The 20,300-nt window shown below is 52.1% G+C and carries 20 protein-coding genes; 13 read left to right on the top strand and 7 right to left on the bottom strand.

The genetic code is table 11. The features are described 5' to 3' along the window. The first annotated feature begins 4 nt into the window (after positions 1 to 4). The 5 genes from GVI43_RS12865 to GVI43_RS12845 are packed head-to-tail and all read left to right on the top strand — an operon-like array spanning position 5 to position 5,925. A complete protein-coding gene (locus GVI43_RS12865) occupies positions 5 to 1,408 on the top strand; it encodes a Y4yA family PLP-dependent enzyme (RefSeq protein WP_159567265.1) in 1,404 nt (467 codons plus the stop codon). Between the two features lie 11 nt (positions 1,409 to 1,419). Further along, positions 1,420 to 2,436 (top strand): PLP-dependent cysteine synthase family protein, encoded by a 1,017-nt coding sequence (locus tag GVI43_RS12860; RefSeq protein ID WP_159567264.1) that lies wholly within the window; start codon positions 1,420 to 1,422, stop codon positions 2,434 to 2,436. Then, positions 2,433 to 3,602 carry an NAD/NADP octopine/nopaline dehydrogenase family protein gene (locus tag GVI43_RS12855; RefSeq protein WP_159567263.1) on the top strand — a complete coding sequence of 390 codons (1,170 nt, stop codon included), beginning with the start codon at positions 2,433 to 2,435 and terminating at the stop codon, positions 3,600 to 3,602. The genes GVI43_RS12860 and GVI43_RS12855 overlap by 4 nt, the downstream gene beginning before the upstream one ends. Then, positions 3,593 to 4,801: an MFS transporter gene (locus GVI43_RS12850; RefSeq protein WP_159567262.1), complete on the top strand. Its 1,209-nt coding sequence runs from the start codon at positions 3,593 to 3,595 to the stop codon at positions 4,799 to 4,801. The genes GVI43_RS12855 and GVI43_RS12850 overlap by 10 nt, the downstream gene beginning before the upstream one ends. Beyond that, positions 4,801 to 5,925 carry an ABC transporter substrate-binding protein gene (locus tag GVI43_RS12845; protein WP_159567261.1) on the top strand — a complete coding sequence of 375 codons (1,125 nt, stop codon included), beginning with the start codon at positions 4,801 to 4,803 and terminating at the stop codon, positions 5,923 to 5,925. Before GVI43_RS12850 ends, GVI43_RS12845 begins: the two co-directional genes overlap by 1 nt. Before the next feature lie 100 nt (positions 5,926 to 6,025). Here the strand turns inward: GVI43_RS12845 and GVI43_RS12840 are convergent, their stop codons facing one another. Further along, positions 6,026 to 6,259, bottom strand: a complete 234-nt coding sequence (locus GVI43_RS12840) for a thioredoxin domain-containing protein (RefSeq protein ID WP_159567260.1) — start codon at positions 6,257 to 6,259, stop codon at positions 6,026 to 6,028. Positions 6,260 to 6,380: 121 nt separating this feature from the next. Between GVI43_RS12840 and GVI43_RS12835 the strand changes: the two genes are divergently transcribed. Together GVI43_RS12835 and GVI43_RS12830 are read left to right on the top strand one after the other, a co-directional pair. After that, entirely contained in the window at positions 6,381 to 6,929 is a 549-nt protein-coding gene (locus tag GVI43_RS12835) for a MarR family winged helix-turn-helix transcriptional regulator (RefSeq protein WP_159567259.1), read from the top strand. Between the two features lie 189 nt (positions 6,930 to 7,118). Continuing rightward, positions 7,119 to 7,952, top strand: a complete 834-nt coding sequence (locus tag GVI43_RS12830; RefSeq protein ID WP_159567258.1) for a formate/nitrite transporter family protein — start codon at positions 7,119 to 7,121, stop codon at positions 7,950 to 7,952. Between the two features lie 138 nt (positions 7,953 to 8,090). Here GVI43_RS12830 and GVI43_RS12825 read toward each other — a convergent pair whose 3' ends face one another. Next, positions 8,091 to 8,621, bottom strand: coding sequence for a hypothetical protein (locus GVI43_RS12825; protein WP_159567257.1), 531 nt, complete (start codon positions 8,619 to 8,621; stop codon positions 8,091 to 8,093). 282 nt (positions 8,622 to 8,903) lie between these two features. Between GVI43_RS12825 and GVI43_RS12820 the strand changes: the two genes are divergently transcribed. After that, entirely contained in the window at positions 8,904 to 9,248 is a 345-nt protein-coding gene (locus GVI43_RS12820) for a DUF4156 domain-containing protein (RefSeq protein ID WP_159567256.1), read from the top strand. A gap of 154 nt (positions 9,249 to 9,402) precedes the next feature. Here the strand turns inward: GVI43_RS12820 and GVI43_RS12815 are convergent, their stop codons facing one another. Continuing rightward, positions 9,403 to 12,555 carry an autotransporter outer membrane beta-barrel domain-containing protein gene (locus tag GVI43_RS12815; RefSeq protein ID WP_159567255.1) on the bottom strand — a complete coding sequence of 1,051 codons (3,153 nt, stop codon included), beginning with the start codon at positions 12,553 to 12,555 and terminating at the stop codon, positions 9,403 to 9,405. A gap of 610 nt (positions 12,556 to 13,165) precedes the next feature. Here GVI43_RS12815 and GVI43_RS12810 point away from each other — a divergent pair. The 5 genes from GVI43_RS12810 to GVI43_RS12790 are packed head-to-tail and all read left to right on the top strand — an operon-like array spanning position 13,166 to position 16,567. Next, complete coding sequence (locus tag GVI43_RS12810; protein WP_159567254.1) at positions 13,166 to 13,591, top strand: PPC domain-containing DNA-binding protein; 426 nt, start codon at positions 13,166 to 13,168, stop codon at positions 13,589 to 13,591. Between the two features lie 50 nt (positions 13,592 to 13,641). Continuing rightward, positions 13,642 to 14,220 carry an ECF transporter S component gene (locus tag GVI43_RS12805; RefSeq protein WP_159567253.1) on the top strand — a complete coding sequence of 193 codons (579 nt, stop codon included), beginning with the start codon at positions 13,642 to 13,644 and terminating at the stop codon, positions 14,218 to 14,220. A gap of 1 nt (position 14,221) precedes the next feature. Next, positions 14,222 to 14,926 carry an energy-coupling factor transporter transmembrane component T gene (locus tag GVI43_RS12800; protein ID WP_159567252.1) on the top strand — a complete coding sequence of 235 codons (705 nt, stop codon included), beginning with the start codon at positions 14,222 to 14,224 and terminating at the stop codon, positions 14,924 to 14,926. Further along, the gene (locus GVI43_RS12795; protein WP_246201855.1) at positions 14,917 to 15,780 is read left to right on the top strand and encodes an energy-coupling factor ABC transporter ATP-binding protein; all 864 of its coding nucleotides are present in this window, start codon (positions 14,917 to 14,919) and stop codon (positions 15,778 to 15,780) included. Before GVI43_RS12800 ends, GVI43_RS12795 begins: the two co-directional genes overlap by 10 nt. Next, complete coding sequence (locus GVI43_RS12790; RefSeq protein ID WP_159567251.1) at positions 15,764 to 16,567, top strand: energy-coupling factor ABC transporter ATP-binding protein; 804 nt, start codon at positions 15,764 to 15,766, stop codon at positions 16,565 to 16,567. Before GVI43_RS12795 ends, GVI43_RS12790 begins: the two co-directional genes overlap by 17 nt. 22 nt (positions 16,568 to 16,589) lie before the next feature. Here GVI43_RS12790 and GVI43_RS12785 read toward each other — a convergent pair whose 3' ends face one another. The 4 genes from GVI43_RS12785 to rnz form a co-directional block, all read right to left on the bottom strand. Continuing rightward, a complete protein-coding gene (locus tag GVI43_RS12785; RefSeq protein WP_159567250.1) occupies positions 16,590 to 17,624 on the bottom strand; it encodes a ParB/Srx family N-terminal domain-containing protein in 1,035 nt (344 codons plus the stop codon). A gap of 283 nt (positions 17,625 to 17,907) precedes the next feature. Continuing rightward, positions 17,908 to 18,237, bottom strand: coding sequence for a FaeA/PapI family transcriptional regulator (locus GVI43_RS12780; protein WP_159567249.1), 330 nt, complete (start codon positions 18,235 to 18,237; stop codon positions 17,908 to 17,910). 230 nt (positions 18,238 to 18,467) lie between these two features. Next, positions 18,468 to 19,259, bottom strand: coding sequence for a DNA-binding transcriptional regulator KdgR (gene kdgR / locus GVI43_RS12775; RefSeq protein ID WP_159567248.1), 792 nt, complete (start codon positions 19,257 to 19,259; stop codon positions 18,468 to 18,470). A 124-nt stretch (positions 19,260 to 19,383) separates the two neighbouring features. After that, positions 19,384 to 20,298, bottom strand: a complete 915-nt coding sequence (rnz, locus tag GVI43_RS12770) for a ribonuclease Z (protein WP_159567247.1) — start codon at positions 20,296 to 20,298, stop codon at positions 19,384 to 19,386. Between the last annotated feature and the right edge of the window lie 2 nt (positions 20,299 to 20,300).

Raw genomic sequence — 20,300 nt, 5'->3', positions numbered from 1 at the left:
AGCCATGACGCTATTACTTAACACCACGCCCGCAACGCCGGTCCGGTGGCATACCGTGATGCCGGTGGATTTGCCGCCGTATCTGGAACAGAACATCGCCGACTGGCTTAAGCAATCGGCGCAAAACGTCGCCTGGTTGACGGAAATGTACGGCTCGCCGCTAAACGTTGTTTGGCCGCACACGGTGGCGCAAAATCTGGCCGCAATGACCGCGGCAACCGCCCGTTTTGGCATTCGGGCACGCTTCTTTTACGGCGTCAAAGTCAATCAGTCGCAGGCGCTGTTGCAAGCGGCAGCGGCGGCGGGCGCCGGAGCGGATATCTCTAGCCTTCAGGAATTACAGGATGCCCTGCGAACGGGGCTGCGCGGCGATCGCCTTTGCGCCACCGGGCCTGCCAAAACGCCGGATTTTTTGCATGAGCTGATGCTGCACAATGTCCAGATTGTGGTCGACTCGCCGCAGGAACTGAATGACATCATGACGCTAACCGCGCGCTGGCTGCCGCCCTCCGGCAGCGTACGCCTGTTGCTGCGTCTGCGCCCCGAGGCCAGCGCTCACGGCCGCTTTGGCTTAACCTCCGGTGAAATCACTCGGGCGTTGGAAGACATTGCCGCCTGCCCGCGGGTGCAGTTCGTCGGTTTTCACTTTCACCTCAGCGGCTATGCCGCCCACTCCAGAATTAGCGCGTTCTTTGATCTCTTGCCGTTGCTGGAAAAATCCCGATCGCTGGGGCTTCGACCGAACACCATTGATATTGGCGGTGGCCTGCCGGTCCAGTATCTGGCCAGCGATCGCTACCGCGCGTGGATAGCCGGGCAGCAGCCAGCGGACTACCATAACGCCAACGTTCCCACCGGCTTCTACCCGTACGGCGGTGAAACTAACGCAGAGCAGTGGTTGACGCAGTTCCTTGAGGGGCAAGATCCGCAAGGGCGGCGGGTAGCCGACGTACTGCGGGAAGAAGAGCTAACGCTGTGCGTAGAGCCCGGGCGTAGTCTGGTGGATCAAAGCGCCGTCACCATTTTTCGCGTCGTGCGAACGCGCCCCCAGCCGGATGGTCACCACGTTATTTTCGTTGAGGGCAGTAGCTTCAGCGCCTGTGAGACTTGGTTTAACTCCGAATTCCTGATAGATCCCATCCATGTACGCTGCGCCAACGACGCGCAGCCCGCTCCGTTCGGCCAAGCTTGGATCGCCGGGCACAGCTGTCTGGATGAGGATGTGATCGCTCACCGCCTCGTGCGCTTTCGCCACCTGCCGCAGCCGGGCGATCTGCTGGTGTTTGCTAACACCGCAGGCTACCAGATGGATCTGCTGGAAAACCGTTTCCACCGCCATCCGCTACCAACGCGTCTGGTCGCTTGGCATACCCCACTGCGCCGTTTGGCATTTTCTCTTGATGAGTAAGGAGATAGTTGATGATTTTCAGCAAAGTCACAGATTTAATCGGCAATACCCCAATCGTACAGTTGCCCTTGCCGCAGGCAGACGCTCGGCTTTATCTCAAGGTCGAGAAAAATAACCCCGGCGGCAGCATGAAAGACCGCATGGCGAGAAACATGATCGTTGCGGCGCTGAAGGCCGGGCGTATCCATCCCGGCGGTACCATTATTGAATCGTCGTCCGGCAACACCGGCATCGGGCTGGCGCTGGCCGCCATCGAGTTTGGGCTGCGCTTTATCGCGGTGGTCGACCATCATGCCGCTCAGGACAAAATCGCCATTATGCGGGCGCTGGGGGCAGAAATTCGCTATGTCAAAGGCGATTACGGTGAAAATGAAGTCGCCGTTGTCGAACGTCAACGCATGGCCGCAGAAATAGCCGATGAGATTCCGGGTGCCATATTTATGAATCAGTCCGACAATGCGGCCAACGCCGGTGGCTATGCCGATCTGGTGCGTGAAATCATCGGGCAGGTTGGGCGCGTCGATGCGTGGGTAGGCTGCGTCGGCACCGGAGGGTCGATGACCGGTATTGCTCACGGCCTGAAGGTTCACAATCCGGACACTATCACCATCGCGGTCGAGCCCGAAGGCTCCATTGTGTTCGGTAAACCGGGCAAACCTTACTATCAGTCCGGAACCGGCACCCCCGATGGCGATACCGTCGGGCTAGTACTGGATTACAGCTGCATTGACTATGGCGAACAGATTTCCGACGCCTGTGCCTTTGAAACCGCGCGCTACCTCGCCCGTCGCTTTGGCCTGCTGGTCGGGGGCTCCACCGGCGGTGCAATCTATAAAGCGCTGGATTACCTTAACCAAGGGATCATCAGCGGCAATGTGGTACTGGTGATTGCCGACGGCGGCGAAAAGTATCTGCATACGGTGTTCAACGAAGAGTGGCTGAAAGCGCGGGGCCTGATATCGCCGGAGGTCTGGGATAGGCTCGATAGCTGGTTTGCGCTGCCCGCATCCGGAGAGCCGCTGTCATGAGCGCCGGACAGCCGCTGAAAGTGACGATATGCGGCGCAGGGCGAACGGGCCACTTGGCCGCCGTGCTGTTCGGCCAGCGTCCCGACGTAGAGGTGACGCTGCTCAGCGGCCAGACCGGCATTCCTGCGCTTTACCGCAATAGCGGCGCACGCCTGCGCGCTCGGCTACCGGACGGCAGCGAACTCACGTCAACGCCGGCCTGCGTTACCGCTAACCCTGAAGAAGGCTGCCGCGATGCCGACATCGCGATCGTTACCGCCCCTTCGCACGCACGTGAGCGCGTGCTGCAAAGCCTGGCACCGGCGTTGCCCCGCCATAAACCGGTGTTTGTCGGCGCTATTCCCGGCTTTAACGGCTTTGACTGGCTGGCAGAACGCTGGCTGGGCCATCTTGGCAACGTGGTGCTATGGGGAATGAAAGACGTTCCCCACATTGCGTTCGATCTCAAGCCGGGGCGCAGCGTGCGCCTTGGCGGCGCTAAATCACAGCTTTATGTCGCGACCCACCGCCGCCAAACTCGCGAGCAGGCGGAAATGTTACTGAGCCACCTGCGGCGGCTGTACCAAGCCCCGGTTTCACTGCTCCACGACTATCTGGAAATCACCCTCACGCCGGGCAACCCGATTATGCACAGCGCGGTGATCTATGGGCTGATTGGTCCGTGGGGCCAGTGGCATAACCATGCCTTCAGCCATATTCCCTGCTGGTGGAACGACTGCCCGGAGCTGGGTGCCTATTTTCTTGCCCGCTGCGACGCAGAGAATCAGGCCCTTTGCCGGGCGGCCGAAACGACGCTGGGAATCGATCTGTCCTCCGTTCAACCCTTGCTACAGGAGATTGTCGAGGCCTACGGCGAGCAGATTGCCGACCGGCGTACGCTGCTGAGCACGCTGCGAACCAACCGCGCTTACCATGGGATCTCACTGCCGTTGCTCCCGCAGGACGGTACGGCGGGCTATCAGTTTGATCGTCAGCATCGCGTGTTTCAGGAGGATATTGCCTGCGGACTGGGCCTGCTGGTGGCGCTCGGAGACCGGCTGCGGGTACCGGTGCCCCAGATGCGGGAAATATTCCTGTGGTGTCGCGATTATATGGGAAATGCCCCGCCGCACGTTTCTCTGCCCGACGAGTGGCCATTGCAGGAAGCCGCAGCGTCATGCGTATAACCGGCAGCGTGTTTTTTATTGTCCAGTTTATGTTCGTTATCCAGTTGCTCTCAATGGGGGCGATGGAGATGAGCGGCCCGTTCTGGCCGCTGCATTTGGCGACCATGACGTCTAAAGAGCTTCTGAGCGTAGTAGGCACCGGAGCCTATATCGCCCCGATGCTCGGCGTTATGCTGACCGGCCCCTTCTGGGGAAAAATGGGTCAGCGGACCGGTAATAAAGCGATGATGATCCGCGCACTGCTGGGCCTGGCCCTCACTCAACTGGCCCTCGCCTTCGCTAACGATGTCTGGTTAGTGCTGGCGCTGCGCTTTATTCAGGGCACCTGCGCTGGCTATATCGCTCCGGCACAGGCTTACGGTATCGCGATGGTACCGGCCGCACAGCGCACCCGCCTGTTCGCTTGGCTACAGGTGTCCACCAACACAGGCTCGCTGGCCGGTGCCATTATCGGTGGCGCTATTCTCGATCTGCTGAGCTTTTTCTGGATCAACCTGAGCGCGGCTATCATCTGTGCGCTGTGCGCGCTTCTGGTCGCGCTGTTTTTACCCAATGACCGCGTGCGCAACCCACAAACGCCCTGCGCTGCTGTACCGGCTGGCCGCCTTCACCTCGGGCATCCGGTGGTGGGCTTACTGATAATTTTAGGACTGCTGCTGATGAGCCGCATGGTGACGCAGATGCCTTTTTCACTCTACGTCACGCAGACGTTCAATGCCGCCAACTGGCTCACCGGGCTGGCGTACGGTCTACAGGCTACCGGAGTCATCGTTTCCGCCACGCTCTGGGCGCGCTGGTTTGAATTTTGCGATCGTCGCGCTTCGTTGCAACGCCTGCTGGGTGCTGTCGCCGCCTGCGCGCTGTTGACGCTAATACTGGCCGCCGTGCGGCAGACCGGATGGTTCGTCATCCTCTATTTTCTGTGGGGCATATTGCTTGGCGCAACCACGCCGGTGCTGACCGCTCTGATCTCCCGCTCGGTGGGTGAAGAAAGCCAAAGCCTGATACTGGGCCTCACCCAAAGCGTTAGCCAGTTTGCCTCTATTATCGGTATTGCGCTCGGAGGAGGTGTGCTGCTGTGGCCGGGGCTATCCACGCTGTTTGTCTGCGTCGCACTGATGTACGCCATCACTTTCGCCATCGCGCTGTGGATCAACCGCGCTTCTCGGCCGAACGGCCAGCCTGAAGGATATCAATAATGTTAAAACACATTTTACTCGGCCTGTCGCTGCTTAGCGCTGGCATAGTTCAGGCGCAGCAATCCCTTACCCCGGTGGTTGATCTTCTGGGGCGAACCGTATCGGTGAAACTGCCGGTTCAGCGGGTGGTCCTCGGGGAGGGGCGGCAGCTTTATCTGGTTGCCATGCTTGACAAGGAGAATCCGGCGCAGCGATTGGTTGCCTGGCGACGGGACCTGATCCAGTCAGATCCCGCCACCTGGCAGCAGTATCGCCAACGCTTTCCCGCGCTGGAAAAGCTACCCACCTTCGGCGGGAGCGAACAGGGCACGTTTGACGTGGAGCAAACCCTTCGGCTACGACCCGACGTGGTTATCATGAATATGGATGCCCGCACTGCGATTATGGATGCGGGCTATGAAGCGGCCCTTGCCCGCGCGGGGATCCCTATCGTTTATGTCGATTTTCGTTACGATCCAATAAAGAATATTCCTTCCACCGTTCGGTTATTCGGTCAGCTGTTTGGCAAGACGGAACGGGCAGAGGCCTATTTGCAGTTTAGAGAAGCTGAACTTAAACGCGTGAGCGATGGGCTGGCCAACGTCACTCAGCCTAAGCCTAGGGTTTTTCTGGAGCGGCTGGGAGGCTACTCCGAGGAGTGCTGTATGACCTTCGGAAAAGGCAGCTTTGGGCGTTTTCTGCGGCTGGCCGGTGGCGATAATATTGCTGAAAATCTGGCGCCGGGCTCCTTTTTTACCGTCAACCCGGAGCAGGTTCTCGCCGCCGGTCCTGACGTTGTGATCCTGACTAGCGGCAACTTTCAGGCATTCGTGCCCGGAGGACGATGGATCCCTCTTGGACCGGGCACCGATATTACGGAATCACGCAGAAGACTGGCTTGGTTTACCACGCGTCCGGCCTACACCAGCAGCCCCGCACGGCAAAACGGCGAGTTTTACGCCATCTGGCATCAGTTCTACAATAGCCCGTATGACGTTATCGCCATCCAGCAGATAGCTAAATGGATCTACCCGCAACAGTTTGCCCATCTCGACCCGGATAATACCTTCCACCGCCTGCATCAGGCGTTTCTGCCGGTGCCTTATCAGTCTGGATATATGGTCAGCCTGAAGCCCGAGCGGTGACCCGTTGGCCGGTGATAGAAACGGCTCAAAAAAAATCCTCTGCCCATAAAGGAGAGGATCTTACAGAAAAGCGAACCCGATGCTCAAACTGCCTTATACCCTATTTCAGGTCACACAGGCTGGCACCAAAGTTAATGTGCATAGGCTGGCCGTTAACCACCAGCGCCGGAACGCTTTTCACTCCGGCCGCTTCGGCTGCCTTGATCTGATCCGGGCGTTCGCCGAGGTGCACGATGTCCACTTTGACGTTCTTATCCAGTAAATCAACAATGCCGTGTTCTGCACTAATGCATACCGGGCAGCCCGCATGATAAAACGTTGCTACTGTAGTCATAATTAATTCCTCGATTTATTAGTAATTGGTATCGGTTCGATACAACTGAATAGTGCAAAACCATTACTTCCTTGTCAATATGGTTTCGAATCGATACTATTGGCCAAAATCTGGGGGAAACATGACGCTATTTGACATACTAGAAAGGCTGGCAAACCTACAGCAGAGCGGATTTCGCCGAAATTCGCTGCTAGAGTCTCTTCCCTCGGTGCAGGTTAATGCACTTTATTATTTACTGCGCTGTAACCATTATTCGAACACGCCTGGATCCGTCACCGAATACTTAGGCCTGACGAAAGGAACGGTTTCTCAGTCGTTAAGAAAGCTGGAAGAAAAAGCGCTGATTTACCGGCAGTCCCACCCCGGAGATAAACGCAAAGTTCTGCTTTTTCTGACCGACAAAGCCAGACAGGCCATCGAAGGTGCGTTATCACAAGATAACATCGCCAAAGTACAGTCTGCGTTACCCAGCGGCGGTGAGGAACTTCAGCTACAGCTAATGGGGTTATTACGGCAGGTTCAGCTGCGGGAAGGGGTTCGTCTTTTTGGTGAATGCCAGTTTTGCCGTTTTCATCAGCGTCAGCAAGGGCAATCGTTCTGTCGCTTAACGCAGGAGTTATTACCATCGGAAAGCATCACCCTGATCTGCCGGGAGTTTGAGTCGCAATAAAGCAAAAACCATGGGCTGACTCCAGCCCTACTGCGTTAGCCTGGTGATTTTTCATCTATACTTCCAATCAGAACAACACATTAGACGCCCCGCACGTTTCATTCAATGATGTTCAAAATGGCTTCATTATTGATTAACCCTCAGCGTTATTAATATCGTATAACGCCGCGAAATTACCAGAGAACCCATATGAAAGATAAAATACGCGTGGAAGCTAAAGAAGAACGTGGCGATCGTATCGAAACCGACGAAGATAAATTGCCCTCACCGGCCGCCGCCGTGCATGAACAGATCCGGGCAGAAGGCCATAAAGAGCTAGAACGTGACTTTGTTGCCCTGATATTCTCAGCCATTGCTGCCGGTTTATCGATTGGAATCTCGCTAATAGCCAAAGCTAACTTTCATACTGTGTTTCAACAAAGCTATTTCACCAACCTAATTGAAAGCTTTGGTTATACCTTCGGCTTTATTATTGTCATTATGTCTAAACAGCAGCTATTTACTGAAAACACCCTGACTGCCGTCCTGCCGGTGATACAAAAACCCACGGCCAAAAATTTAGCTATCCTGCTGAGGCTATGGGGAATAGTCCTGCTCGGTAATCTGATCGGTACCGCCGTCATTGCATGGGTATTGGTTAACTTTTCGGTATTTGGCGTAGAAATGCAAAAAGCATTCTTAACCCTGTCTCAGGCGATGATGGAAAAAAGCGGCAAAGATATGTTCTTAGGCGGGATCCTCTCCGGCTGGCTGATTGCCACTATGGTATGGATGTTTCCGACCGCCGGTTCGGCCAAAATATGGGTGATTATTCTGATGACCTACATTATTTCTATCTGCGACCTGACCCATATCGTAGTTGGCTCAGTAGAAGGCTTCTACTTAATCTTTACCGGCCACACCGCATGGGCTGAATTCATTTACCCGTTTGCCCTACCAACGCTGGCCGGGAATATTCTGGGTGGAACCTTTATTTTTACTATCATCAGTCACATTCAAATCCGTAGCGATATGAAAAAATAAGCTAATGGGTCAGAAAATAAAATATCACTTTATAGAAAGGCAGTATCAAAGAGAGAAACGATAGCTATAACAAAAAAATAACCGACAGGCTAAAGTGCAGTTAGTGAGCACTCACAGGGGATTGCCGTAGATCGTCGGTTATTTCGACGTCAACTTTCTGATATCGCCCGCCCAAGAATACAGCACTGACTGCTGCCCGACGGTAAGGCTAAGCACAAAAGCATAGGTCAGATCGCGATCGCCGTTGCCTAAGCCTGCGCCGCCAAAGGGAAAATTAATGCACAGATACTGGCGATCGGCGCTATCCACTTCCGCCCATCCGGCCATAGAGAAGTCAAACTTGGCTAGCGCCCGTGCGGAAGGCGCACCGATCATGGTTAACGGCTGGCTTTTTTCTACCGTATAGCTTTGCTCATTATAAATAACCTCTCCCTTGCCGTATTTTTCAAAATAGCCGAGGTTTTTGCCATCATAGGGAAAGGTGTAAGACATGCCGTTAGAAGAGTTATCGCCGCGAATACGCACGTTACGCACGTTAATGTTTTTATACCGGATATCGTCATTGGCGCTCTTTGCCAGCAGGCAGCTTAGCATTACCGGCTCTTCCGGCAGCGGCTGAGCCACGCTGACAAGCGGGTATATCATCAGAATAAACGCTAATCTTTTCAATCTAATCCTTCCCTTACTGGCTCACCTGAATAATCAATCATACGCGACAGCTAATGCCGCTTCTTCCGCCTAGAGTTCTCATCCTTATACTAACCGATCCTACCGGCTAAGGGGGAAAGTGGTTTCACTCTTTTATCCCGTAATGGTTATTGTGGCCTAACGCCGGTGCTTTGATACATTTTTTCGTGATCATTCTGGCAGTTAAAACCATTGCCCTGAGACAGGGCGCGCACATCTGCTAGTATTTAGCTATCCCTTTCCAACTATCCGCCGGAGAAAAAGATGCGAATAAAAGCGTTGTTATGCCTTACTACTATGGCTTTATTAGCCGGTTGCAGTACGTCAAATCAATTAAACGGAGCCGGTCAGCAGGTCAGACTTGTCAATGACAAGCCGGGCGCTCAGTGTCAGCTATTAGGCGAAATCACCGGTAGCCAAGGCAATTGGTTATCCAGCGGCGAGACGTCTAGCTCTATCGACGGCGCGACCAATGATTTACGCAATAAAGCTGCCGCGATGGGTGGTAACGTGATTTATGGAACCGTTGGAGCCAGCGACAGCTTCTGGTCAGGATTTGTTCCGTTAGATACCAAAGTGATAGGTCAGGTTTATCGGTGCCCCAACTGATGAGCGGTAGTGAGTCGTTTTTACTATTGTCATTTAGCGTATAGGCTGACGAAAACGGGGCCAAGCATTAATTTGTGAACTATCCCGACTTTCGTCGGGATAACGAAGATTCACGCGGTTTTATCGCCCGTTTTTATTCAACCTCATATCAATATCAGAACTGATACTTAACCCCCAACGTTCCCTCAGTTCTTTGATAGTGCTGAGCATCAAACTGGTGGCCGATATTTCCCCACAGGGTCAGAGAGTTTGAAATCTTCCCTTCCACGCCGGTTTTCACCTCGGCAATATCTCTTGAAGTATCGCTTTCATAGTGACGCGACCCTCTATCCGTCCGGTAATCTACGCCATAGCCGTGGCTGTTGTGCAGCCAGCTGGCTTCAATAAACGGCTGGAAGATCTGGGCACGATTGGCCGGAGAGGTTCCTTGCAGGTAGGTGCGCAGGCCAATCCGACTTTGCCAGTAATCCTGATTATCGCTGTCGATCGCGCTACCCCGGCCGTCGTCAACTTTATCAGCACGTACGCCGGACCAGATAATCTGAGCCTGCGGCTGAACGAACCACGTGCCGTTGCTAAATTCACTGACTTTCTGGGTATAGCCCGTCTCGATGGAGGCGCTAACGCCTTTGGCATCATAATTAATCGTTGAACGCCGATCGGCACTGACATCGTTGTTAAACCAGCTATGCTGTACCCAACTGTCAACGTACAGCCCGCTCTGTTTTAAATCCTGATTAGCATACCAGGTTGCATATAAACCCACGCTGTAGCCATCGATCTGGCTCTTGGCGGAATAGCCGCTTTGTTGGGAAGCAGAAGTTAAGTGTGCATTGCCGTATCCGGCCATTGCGCCTAAATGGCCCCGATCCTGCCCGTTAGTGCTCCATAGGGCAACGTCGCCACCAAGCTGAACCAGACTGGCGTTGGTTTGTAGCCTGAGCCGGTCATCGGCCACGTGACTCTTCTCATGAGAACCCACTACCCGTAACCACATGGACTCCGCGATGTTAGCTGAACGGTTAGCTGCACTGTTAACCGAACGATCCCCCTTCGAGCTGAACTGAGCCTCTCCAATGCGATCGTGAAGACGTAGATTAAACAGCGTATTGGCAACGGTCTGATTTCCGGCATAAATACCGACTTCAGGTTCAATCACCGGCCGCGAATTCGGGTAAACAGGCGGCGTTGGCGTTGCTGGCTGAGGTTGAGGCGCTGGTACTGGCTGAGGCGTTGGTGTAGGGGACGAAGGCGGGGTGATACTGTACTCAGAACGTAAGTACCAGTCGCCGCCGTTGCCGGTGCTATCGCCCTGATGAAGGAAATATTCATAACCGCCGTAACCGACCCGCCCGTTCAGCGAGAACCGCCCGTCAGACTGCCCCGCCACGCTGATCACCCGTATACCATCGACGGTCTCACCGCCTAAGCCACCCGCGTTGTTAATAGCGAGGTAGGTCTGGCCCCGCGTATTTCCGATTACCACCATGCTATCCGTGGCCGATATATCATCACTCAGTTGGGAATAAAGCGTCAGCGTGCCGCCATGACCAACGTAGTCACCGTTAACCGTCAGAGTACGCCCGGTAAAGGTTGCGCTACCGGGATCGGTAAAGCGCACATGACCCGAGTTATTCAAACTATTAACCGTTGAATCTCCCGCAACGTCCCATATGCTGGCCGTATCAATCAGGCTGACCGAAGCGCCGTTAACCCGGCCTTTCATATAAGAGGCATTATCCAGTGTCATATTCAGGCGACCGCCGCTGAGCACGGAGGTATCTCCGTCAGCATTCACGCGATTCAGAGCCACAGTCGCATCGGCAAGCCCTTCGGCAGTCACAAACCCGGATGTACCCGAAACGCTCATATTGCTCAGGCTAATATCGCTGAATCCGTCAACGACAACCCCGACATTTTGAGTACTGGTTAAGCTACCGCCCGTCAGCGTTACCGTATTGCGTTTGATGGCGCTGCCGCCAGCAACGTCGAGCACTGGGCTATCGAGCCCGGTAGTTTTAGCAATCACATTCGTTCCGTTCAGCCTGGAGCCTTCCCAAACCACTAAAGCTGCGGAACTTTCTCCCTGAGTCAGTACGTTTACGCTATCCAACTCGCTGGTGATACGACCGCTATCGGTATAGTTTCTCACCATAATACCCCGCGACCTCACGCCGTCAGTGGTCACACTGCTGTTAGTCAGTTTAAGGGCAGAGGGAGAGTAGCTGGAACTCGATCCGGCAACATAGATACCGATAGATCTGTCACCGTGAGTGGCAATTGCTGAGTTATCTATGTCAGCTTTTGCACCAACGGTAAAATAGAGCCCGTGCGATACCGTACCCATCGTATCGATATTAACCCTGTTCAGCGTCGCCGTTTCACAGCCCGAAGCACATAAATCATCAAGGTTCTGTAACCAAATGCCATGCCCTACATTGACCCCGAGCGTATTAATTTGTACATCGGTAAAGTCTAACTTAACGCCATCCGCATAAATTCCAGCTTGGCCCTGCATTCTGGAAAAACCGTCCAGCTTCACCGAACTTCCGGCTAACGCCTGAATCGCTTGCCTGCCGGCAATAATAGACACGTTACTGCCGGAAAAAGCGCTGTCCTGATTAATCACTAACGCATTACCATCAGACTTAATCTCTCCCCGCTTAAAGGTAAGCGTCCCCTCATTCGTTACCGTTATGCCGCCCGCTTTACCGTAAATGGTTGAGTCTTCAATCAGGAGGTTAGACTTGTCGTTAACCACGCCGACACCAACGTTTGATGCCGTATCAATGCGACTGTGTCTAAGATTTCCGGTACTGGCGGACAGATAAATACCAGAGAGCGCGCGAAGGTTATTAATTTCTACGTTGGCACCGTTAGTCGCCATGACGGCGAGATAATTATCGGGACCAACGGTAACGCCGTTTAGCTGAGCCGTAGCCCTATCCTTAACCATAATGGCGTTACCCGCATTCGGGGTTGTGACTGAAACAGAGTTAAATGTCAGTTTACTTCCGCTGCCGGACGCCAAAACCCGGCTATTGGTCAGGGCTGAGTTGCTCAGCGTAATGCCAGCCCCTTGTGAAACATAAACCGAGGCCTCAATGGAAGAGGCCATCGAATCAGGCACGTTGATATTCAGCCCATTCGCATCAATCTGATAACCCGCCCCGGCCGCAATAACTGCCGCTTCCGCCAGCATAGGTCCTGTATTGGTGTACTCTCCACCGTTAAGGCCCCTCTTTGAACCGTTCTGTTTATCGGCAATAAGCTGCACCGCCGATACTATTGCAGGGCTACTGCTCAATAAAATAGATCCAATAAGAATAATTAAATGCCGTTTCTTAAATTTGGATAATTTATTGACCGCCAATCTTTGATGTTTATTCATAGTGTCATTCCATTGCATGGATAATTTTTAAATTAATAAAAATTTGATTAGGACAAATTTAAATTGACCACCATTAGACAGGCAATTTAATGCGTTGATGACCATAATAAATGACACTAGAACAACCGGTTAAAAAATGAACCTTCAATACTCTGAATAACTCTCAATTTACCTCATAAATACTGATTTTTTGAATTAACCCCAATCGACAAAATAGCCTTATAAGAATAACCTCGTTCAAAACTAAATATTTAATTCACTCTTCATATTCATTGAAAATATAATATATCAAAGCAAGTAACTCATGCTGGTAATATTTTCCATCCGAAATAAGAAATACATAATGCTTATTTTCTGAAACTTGTTTTATAGATAATTGCAGAAAAATCATCCGGTTCGGGCTAAGCAACCTCATTCTCTGGTTTATTTTGCCGGGAACGGTGTATGATAGCGCCCGTTTACTATCGTCGTAGCTATGCGTTGTTCAAGCGCTATAATGGCGTATATCCGATCAGGAATGTAACCGATGGCCAATCAATCCAATAAAACGTCCAGCGCCAAATTTTTTGCCTTACGCCTTCTGCCAGGAGACGACGTTATGGGTTCCCTGCAGAAATTTATCGCCAATAACCGGTTACAGGCCGCGTTTATTGCCGGCTGCGTCGGTAGCCTGACAAACGTAGCATTGCGATTTGCCGGTCAGCCAGAAACCACCACGCTGCATGGCAAATTTGAAGTGGTATCGCTGATTGGTACGCTAGAACAACGGGGTGAGCATCTCCATTTATCCGTTTCAGATGAGACAGGAAAAATGACCGGCGGCCATCTTATGTCTGGCTGTACGGTCAGAACAACGCTGGAACTGGTTCTCGGTGAGTTGAACAATCTTAGCTTTAGCCGACAGCCATGCTCACTTTCTGGTTATGATGAGCTGGTAATAAACCCGCGCTGATAACAAAAATACCCCCCTGCTTTTTATTCTGATTCATCTTTGAGGTTTTTATGGCAAGTAATGCTGTTTCCAGTCGTACTCTGGTACTAATTGTAATGTCTATTGCTATCAACATGATTGGCGGGCAAATCGTCTCAATGCTCAAGCTACCCATTTTTCTCGATTCCATTGGGACCATGCTGTGTGCCCTGCTGGCCGGTCCTTGGGCTGCGTTGTTTACCGGTCTGCTCACCAATCTGCTTTGGGGATTACTTTCTGGTCCGATAGCGGCGGCATTTGCGCCGGTGGCGATGGTAATTGGTTTAAGCTGCGGCATTATGGCCAGAATCGGCTGGTTTAGATCCCTGCCTAAAGTCATCGGTTCCGGTATTGTGATTACGCTGGCACTTACGCTAGTGGCAGTGCCAATCCGTACTTATCTGTTCGGCGGCGCAACCGGTAGCGGCGCGGACTTCATCGTTGCCTACGTCAACGCCATTGGTCAAAACCTGGTTAAATCTGTGGCTATTACGGTCATCGGTGCCAATCTGGTCGATAAGATCCTAACCGCCATTATCGCCTGGCTATTAGTCAGGGGCTTGCCGCTACGCACTCAGCGTAACTTCCCAAATATGGCTGCCGTGCGCTGATATGCACCCGTTTACCTCATTAATGCTATGGGGGTGGTTTGCCCTCAGCGGTCTGTTGTTACCGCTGGGCAACGTGTTGCTGTGCTACAGCTTCGGGATATTTTTGCTATTACTACTGCTGCCGGATACCCGCTGGCGCTGGCGTTATGTCGCGTGGTTTATGCTCCCCATGGCCATTGGCCTGTGGCTGGTACACGGCGGCTGGCTGGCTTTTTGGCTGCGTGGGGCTCCTATCGAGCAGAACAGCATGCCGATGGCAATCGCGCTGTGGTTAAAGCTACTGGCCATTATCAGCAGCGCACAAATCTGGCTACAGAAAGTCTCTACCCGCCGGTTTGTGCGGGCGCTGTTTTCCAGCCGTTTACCCATCAGTTTTGCTTATGTACTAGCGGGTCCATTATTGATCGTTGAGCAACTTCGCCTACAGCTTAGCGTAATTAAAGACGCCCAGTTAGCCCGAGGTATCCCGCTTGACGGTGCCTGGCATCAGCGGTTGCGTGCCCTTCCCGCGCTGCTTATGCCACTAATTACCAATGCGTTAAATGAACTGGCTATTCGCGGCGCGGCGCTGGATATGCGCGCATTCAGGCTACATCGACATAGAACCACCCTCTGGGCCCCCACTGACAGCCGGAGGCAAAAAGTGATTCGCTACGGCCTGATAGTCCTGATGGCGATTGAAGCAGGAGCGTACCTTTGGCGGTAGCGAAATTAGACATAGTTAATCTACAGGCTTTCACCTTTACCCCGCAGGGCGTGGAGAAGCCGCTGTTAGGTCCGCTGAACTTAACGTTACCCGATGACGTTTTTTTCGTAGTCTACGGCGGTAACGGTAGCGGAAAAAGTACGCTAGCCCAACTACTGGCGGGCTGGTATCCGGAGCAGTTGGCCGGAACGATTGGCGGCAGCGCCACGCTGTTTGGCGTTCCTTTAGAGCAAAAATGCCTGACGGAGCTGGCGGCTCAGGTTCAGTTGGTTCAGCAATCGCCTCAGCTTCAGCTATCCGGCTGTACCTTCAGCGTAGAAGAAGAGATCGCTTTCGGGCCGGAAAATCTGGCTTTACCCACGGATGAAATCCTACGGCGAATTGATGAAGCCTTGAGCTATACCCACAGTGAACATTTGCGTTTACGTCACCCGGCAACGCTGTCCGGCGGTGAAGCCCAACGTGTGGTGCTAGCCTGTGCGCTGGCAATGCATCCGCGCCTGTTACTGCTTGATGAAGCATTTAGCCGACTAACCCCGAAAGCTACCGAGCAATTGTTAACCCAGCTAAAGCGTTACGCAGAAGATCGTCTGTGTCGGATTATTCTCTTTGAACGGACCCTATTACCCACGGCTAAATACTGCCCGCAGGCACTGGTGCTCTCTTCAGGCCAATCGCTGGCCGAGGGCTTGGTTAGTGACATATTTCATGCCGCTATGGGCCAGATTAACGCTCCGGCCGCATGGAGAGTCATCGATCAATTAGCCTCCCGGCAGGCATGGCCAACCGATATTCCGCTGAGTGAACGGGCGCTGATTGGTGCATTTAAGGAGCAATATGCTAACTCTAAATAGCCTGTCATTTCGCTGGCCCAAAGCAGAATCGTACTGTTTGAAGGATCTGTCATTACACTTGGCGGCAGGTGAAAGGGTTGCGCTGGTCGGGGATAACGGCGCAGGTAAATCAACCTTACTACGTTTAGCCGCCGGGCTACTCACGCCGGAAAAAGGGTCAATTACTCTGGCAGGTAACAACCTGTCAAAAATGAAAGCCCGCCAACGCGCTGGGCAGATTGGTATTCTGTTTCAGGAAGCGGAGAAACAGATATTTCATAGCCGGGTCAAAGATGAGATTACCTTCGGGCTGCTTCATCAGGGGTTGTCGAAAGAAGAGATCGACCGACAGGCGGTTCAGGCTCTGGAACTTTGCCAGCTAACGGACGTTGCCGACAGTCACCCGCTGGACCTTCACGCCGGGCAGCGCAGAATGGTAGCCGTTGCCTGTCTGGCAGCACGCCAGCCCCAGCTATTGTTACTCGACGAACCGAGCCGGGACTTTGATGCTTACTGGCTGGACGTGTTTGAAAACTGGCTGGCCGTGGTTCAGTCACAGGGCACCGCGATTTTAACTATCAGTCACGATCTGGACTTCGTTGCCCGCCACTTTGCGCGCGTGGCTCACCTGAGCGGCGGAACGATCGTTAACGACGGGCCACCGTCGCAGGTTCTTAGTACCACCGAGCTTCAGCAGCCGGGCGATTTGCCATCGCCAACGCTAAGTTCACTGAATAAGGCGCTCGGCGTAGATTATCCGCAAACGGTTGAAGGCTGGCGTGATGCGTGGATAAACAGGCTGGCTTAGCCTGCTACCGGCAAATATAGGCTTAATGCTCAGCCTGATACGCCAACGCCTTAGCTAATTTAGAATCAGGTTTCGCCAGCTTATTTAAACGTGTTTGATCGATGCTGGCCATCTGGCCTAGTTCGGCCGCCGTTAGACCCGAGCTACCAATTAACTGCCGTTTCGGCAAACCCACCATCAGCGTTGCGGCTTCGTTCAGAGCCATCATATAGCCATCCTGCTGATGCAGGCTGTAGCGGTTTACATCCATTTTGCTATTTAGCAGCTGCCCCCAGTAAAACTCCAGAAAAGGAACTTCAGGGTACGGTTTTCCGGTTTCGGGGTTAAGGTTGTTATCAGACTTATCGTAAGCCACGCCGCGTAAATAGTAGAGCATTGAACGATAAGGATCGTCCTGAAATGCGCTCATGCCCAGCGTTTTAGGCAACTGAGCGAAGGTAATAGCATTGCCATTGGCATCAACGGGTAGGAAGTGTTTAAGTTCAGCCATTTTATGTTCGAACTGCGCCTGGGTCAGAGAAATACCGTTAGCATCTTTGCTGACATTCTGCCCAACCAGTACGCTTAATGTCACATCACCACCGCCGCCTGGGACGTCCCAGAAGCTATTAAAAGCATGGTGCCCGTCGGTCAGGTAGAGTTTGCCCTCCGGCCCGATATCAACCGTATTCATCTCCGATGTTTTAGTGCCAACCGCCAGTTTACAGCGATATGATTCGGGATCTTTTGGCGTTGACGAAACGTTGCTATCAGCCAGTTTGCCAGCCCCTTGAACCTTGCACAGATCGTTGAACAGGCTTTTAGCATCGCTGGCATAGTCAGCCAAATCACCGGCAATTTGAAGTTTACCTACCGCGCTTTGGGTCGGATACAGTTCACTCAGCTTTATTTGAATAACGTCACCGGGTTTCGCCGCGAGGTAATTCGTAGCGGCAGACACGCTAGCCGAACACAGAATTAGTCCGGAAAACAGCATAAGAGCCGCCGATGCTAACCGGCCAATTGGCCTTACTTGAACCAGCTCGATATGGCATAAATCAACGTTACTCAAACACATATTTAGCTCCTAAACGGACACTGCAACTCTCCCGAAAACGTTCAGCTAATACCTTAATATAAGCATCGGCAGAGGCTTAATCGAATAACCCGAGCTTCTCGGTTAACCACGCTGAAACCCTATCATAAAAAAATCCAACGGGGATATAGAGTAAAAACAAGAGGAGCACTAGGCCCACGACCGTAGGCTTAGTATCAATAACATCACTGCCGGAAACAGTAGAGCTAGCAGATATAGAGAAGAAAAACTGAATTCAGAACTATTGGAGAAAAACCGTTGAACATTACTTAGGCTTATCAGCACCTATCAGCCACCAGTGTAGAGGGTAGCCCTTTTTTACACCGGTTTTAAGCACCAGCCCATCTTCCATCAGCTTAAGTAAATAGTAACGAGCCTGATACACGTTAATCACGCACATTGCAGCAATATCATTCGTCGTTGGGCCAATCTTACGCAGAGTTTCATCACTAATATCATCGTTAATACAGACTTCACCTTTAACCGCAGCGTATTTCATTGCACACTGCTCGGTTAACGCGGCGAGTATCTCTTGCGTAATAACGCCGCCCTTTGTCATTTTTTGAGTTTGAGCGACTTCATCGTTGTTGACCATATAAGCCTCCTTCCCAGACATTCATATTAAAACAAACAATATCACTTTTCGAGTATACACTAGTCATAAAATCTTCATCTATGAATAACTTAAGAGATTTTACGGTTTTCTAACCCATGCTATGGGGTTAGGAATCAGATCAACGGCGGTCAGTGGCGAAAATGGATATCACTACGGCCAATGAACCAAAACAATTAAGTAAAGATGATACGCCCCCCTCAGCGCTTCGCTTAAAAAGGATAATCGTGATACCCCATTTGAGCTGAAATATTGCGCGCCGCATCGTGCAACATATTAACCATTTGCGCTTTATTCTCTTGCGAAAAGCGAATGGTCGGAAAAGAGATACTCAGGCCAACAATCACAAAGCCAAAGCGATCAAACACCGGCACGGCGATGCATCGCAATCCGTCTTCCTGCTCTTCTATATCTTCCGCATACCCTTGTTCTCTGGCCTTTTCCAGCACCGAGAGGAAATCTTCAACGCACTCAATGGTGTTGCCAGTGCTGCGGGTAAAGATGATTTTCGACAGAACGTTTTGCTGTTCCTGAGGATCGCTCCATGCCATAAGCACTTTACCAATCGCCGTGGAATGAATTGGATTGCGCCGGCCAATGCGGGAATACATCCTAAGGTTGTACAGTGAATCAATTTTATGAATATAGATGATGCAGTCATCGTCCAGCGCCCCGAGATGGATGGCCTCTTTAGTTTGGCGAGATATCTCACGCATCTGAATATTAGCATAGCGGATCACGTCTACGTTTTGCAGCGACGTAGAACCTAATTCAAATAGCTTTAGCGTCAGGGAATATTTGTCAGAATCCCCTTCTTGCGTCACATAGCCCAGGGTTTTCATAGTTTGTAGAAATCGATACACCGTGCTTTTTGACATCATGACCTGCTGAGCCAGCTCCGAGATGCCGATTTCCTGCTCTTCGCCTAACGCCCGTAATATCCCAAACACCTTAAGTACAGAGGAGACCGAGTCAGGCTGCTTATCTATATCATCTGTACTCATTAGATTAGTACCTATATCCATAATTTATTTGATTAATGTTCATTTGATTAGAATTCATTTGATTAAATTTGGAACGCTGTTTTTAGTATATGAAAAAGCAATGGTAGTGACAAATGGCCGGTTTTTAGACTTCAAACACCGAGAAATCATAGGCTACCTCGGTCGGCGGAAATATTTCCCGGCATTCGGCCAGCAATCGCTGGCAATCATCCTGACCGTAGCGGGCGCTGAAGTGCGTAATAATCAGCTTTTTAGCCCCAGCCTGTTTAGCCAGTTCAGCCGCCTGACGCGTGGTGGAGTGGCCGCGGGCGTTGGCCTGTTCCGCCATTGCGGCCTCCAGTGTGGTTTCATGCACCATGACGTCTACGCCCGCGGCTAGCTGAGGGCCAAACTCTGTCGGGGTCGTATCGCCAAAAATAGCCAAAGAGCGCCCTTTATAGCCCGGTCCGATATAGTCACTACCGGTGATGACCTGCCCATTTTCCAGTTCTACCGACTCACCTTGCTTAAGCCGCTGAAACAGCGGGCCCGGTTTAACGCCGGCAGCAATCAGGCGGGCGGCATCCAGCGTTCCTGGTTTATCAATCTCTTCAATACGATAGCCAAAGCTCGGAATACCGTGGCTCAACGGCAGCATGCTCACTTCAAACTGCGGGTCTTTAAACACCAGCCCCGGCTGAATTTCAATAATGTCCAGAGGGTAGGTCAGGTAGGAACCACTGAGGCTTAGCGCTGACTCAATAAACGCCTTTATCCCCACCGGGCCGTAAAGCGTCAGGAGATCGGTAGAGCCGCCCATCGAGCGCGACCCCAGTAAGCCGGGCAGGCCAAAGATATGGTCCCCGTGTAAGTGGGTGATAAAGATTTTTTCAATTTTAGCTAGCTTCACCGGCGTGTGAAGGATTTGGTGCTGAGTGGCCTCCCCACAATCAAATAGCCAGAACGCATTACGCTCGGCCAAAAGGCTTAACGCAATCGATGTCACATTGCGTTCTTTACCCGGCATTCCGGCTCCAGTACCTAAAAAAATCAGTTCCATAA

The organism is Budvicia diplopodorum (assembly GCF_009800925.1).
Lineage (GTDB): Bacteria > Pseudomonadota > Gammaproteobacteria > Enterobacterales > Enterobacteriaceae > Budvicia > Budvicia diplopodorum.
Note: the sequence above shows the minus strand (reverse complement) of the source record. Positions and strands in the feature narration are given on the sequence as shown.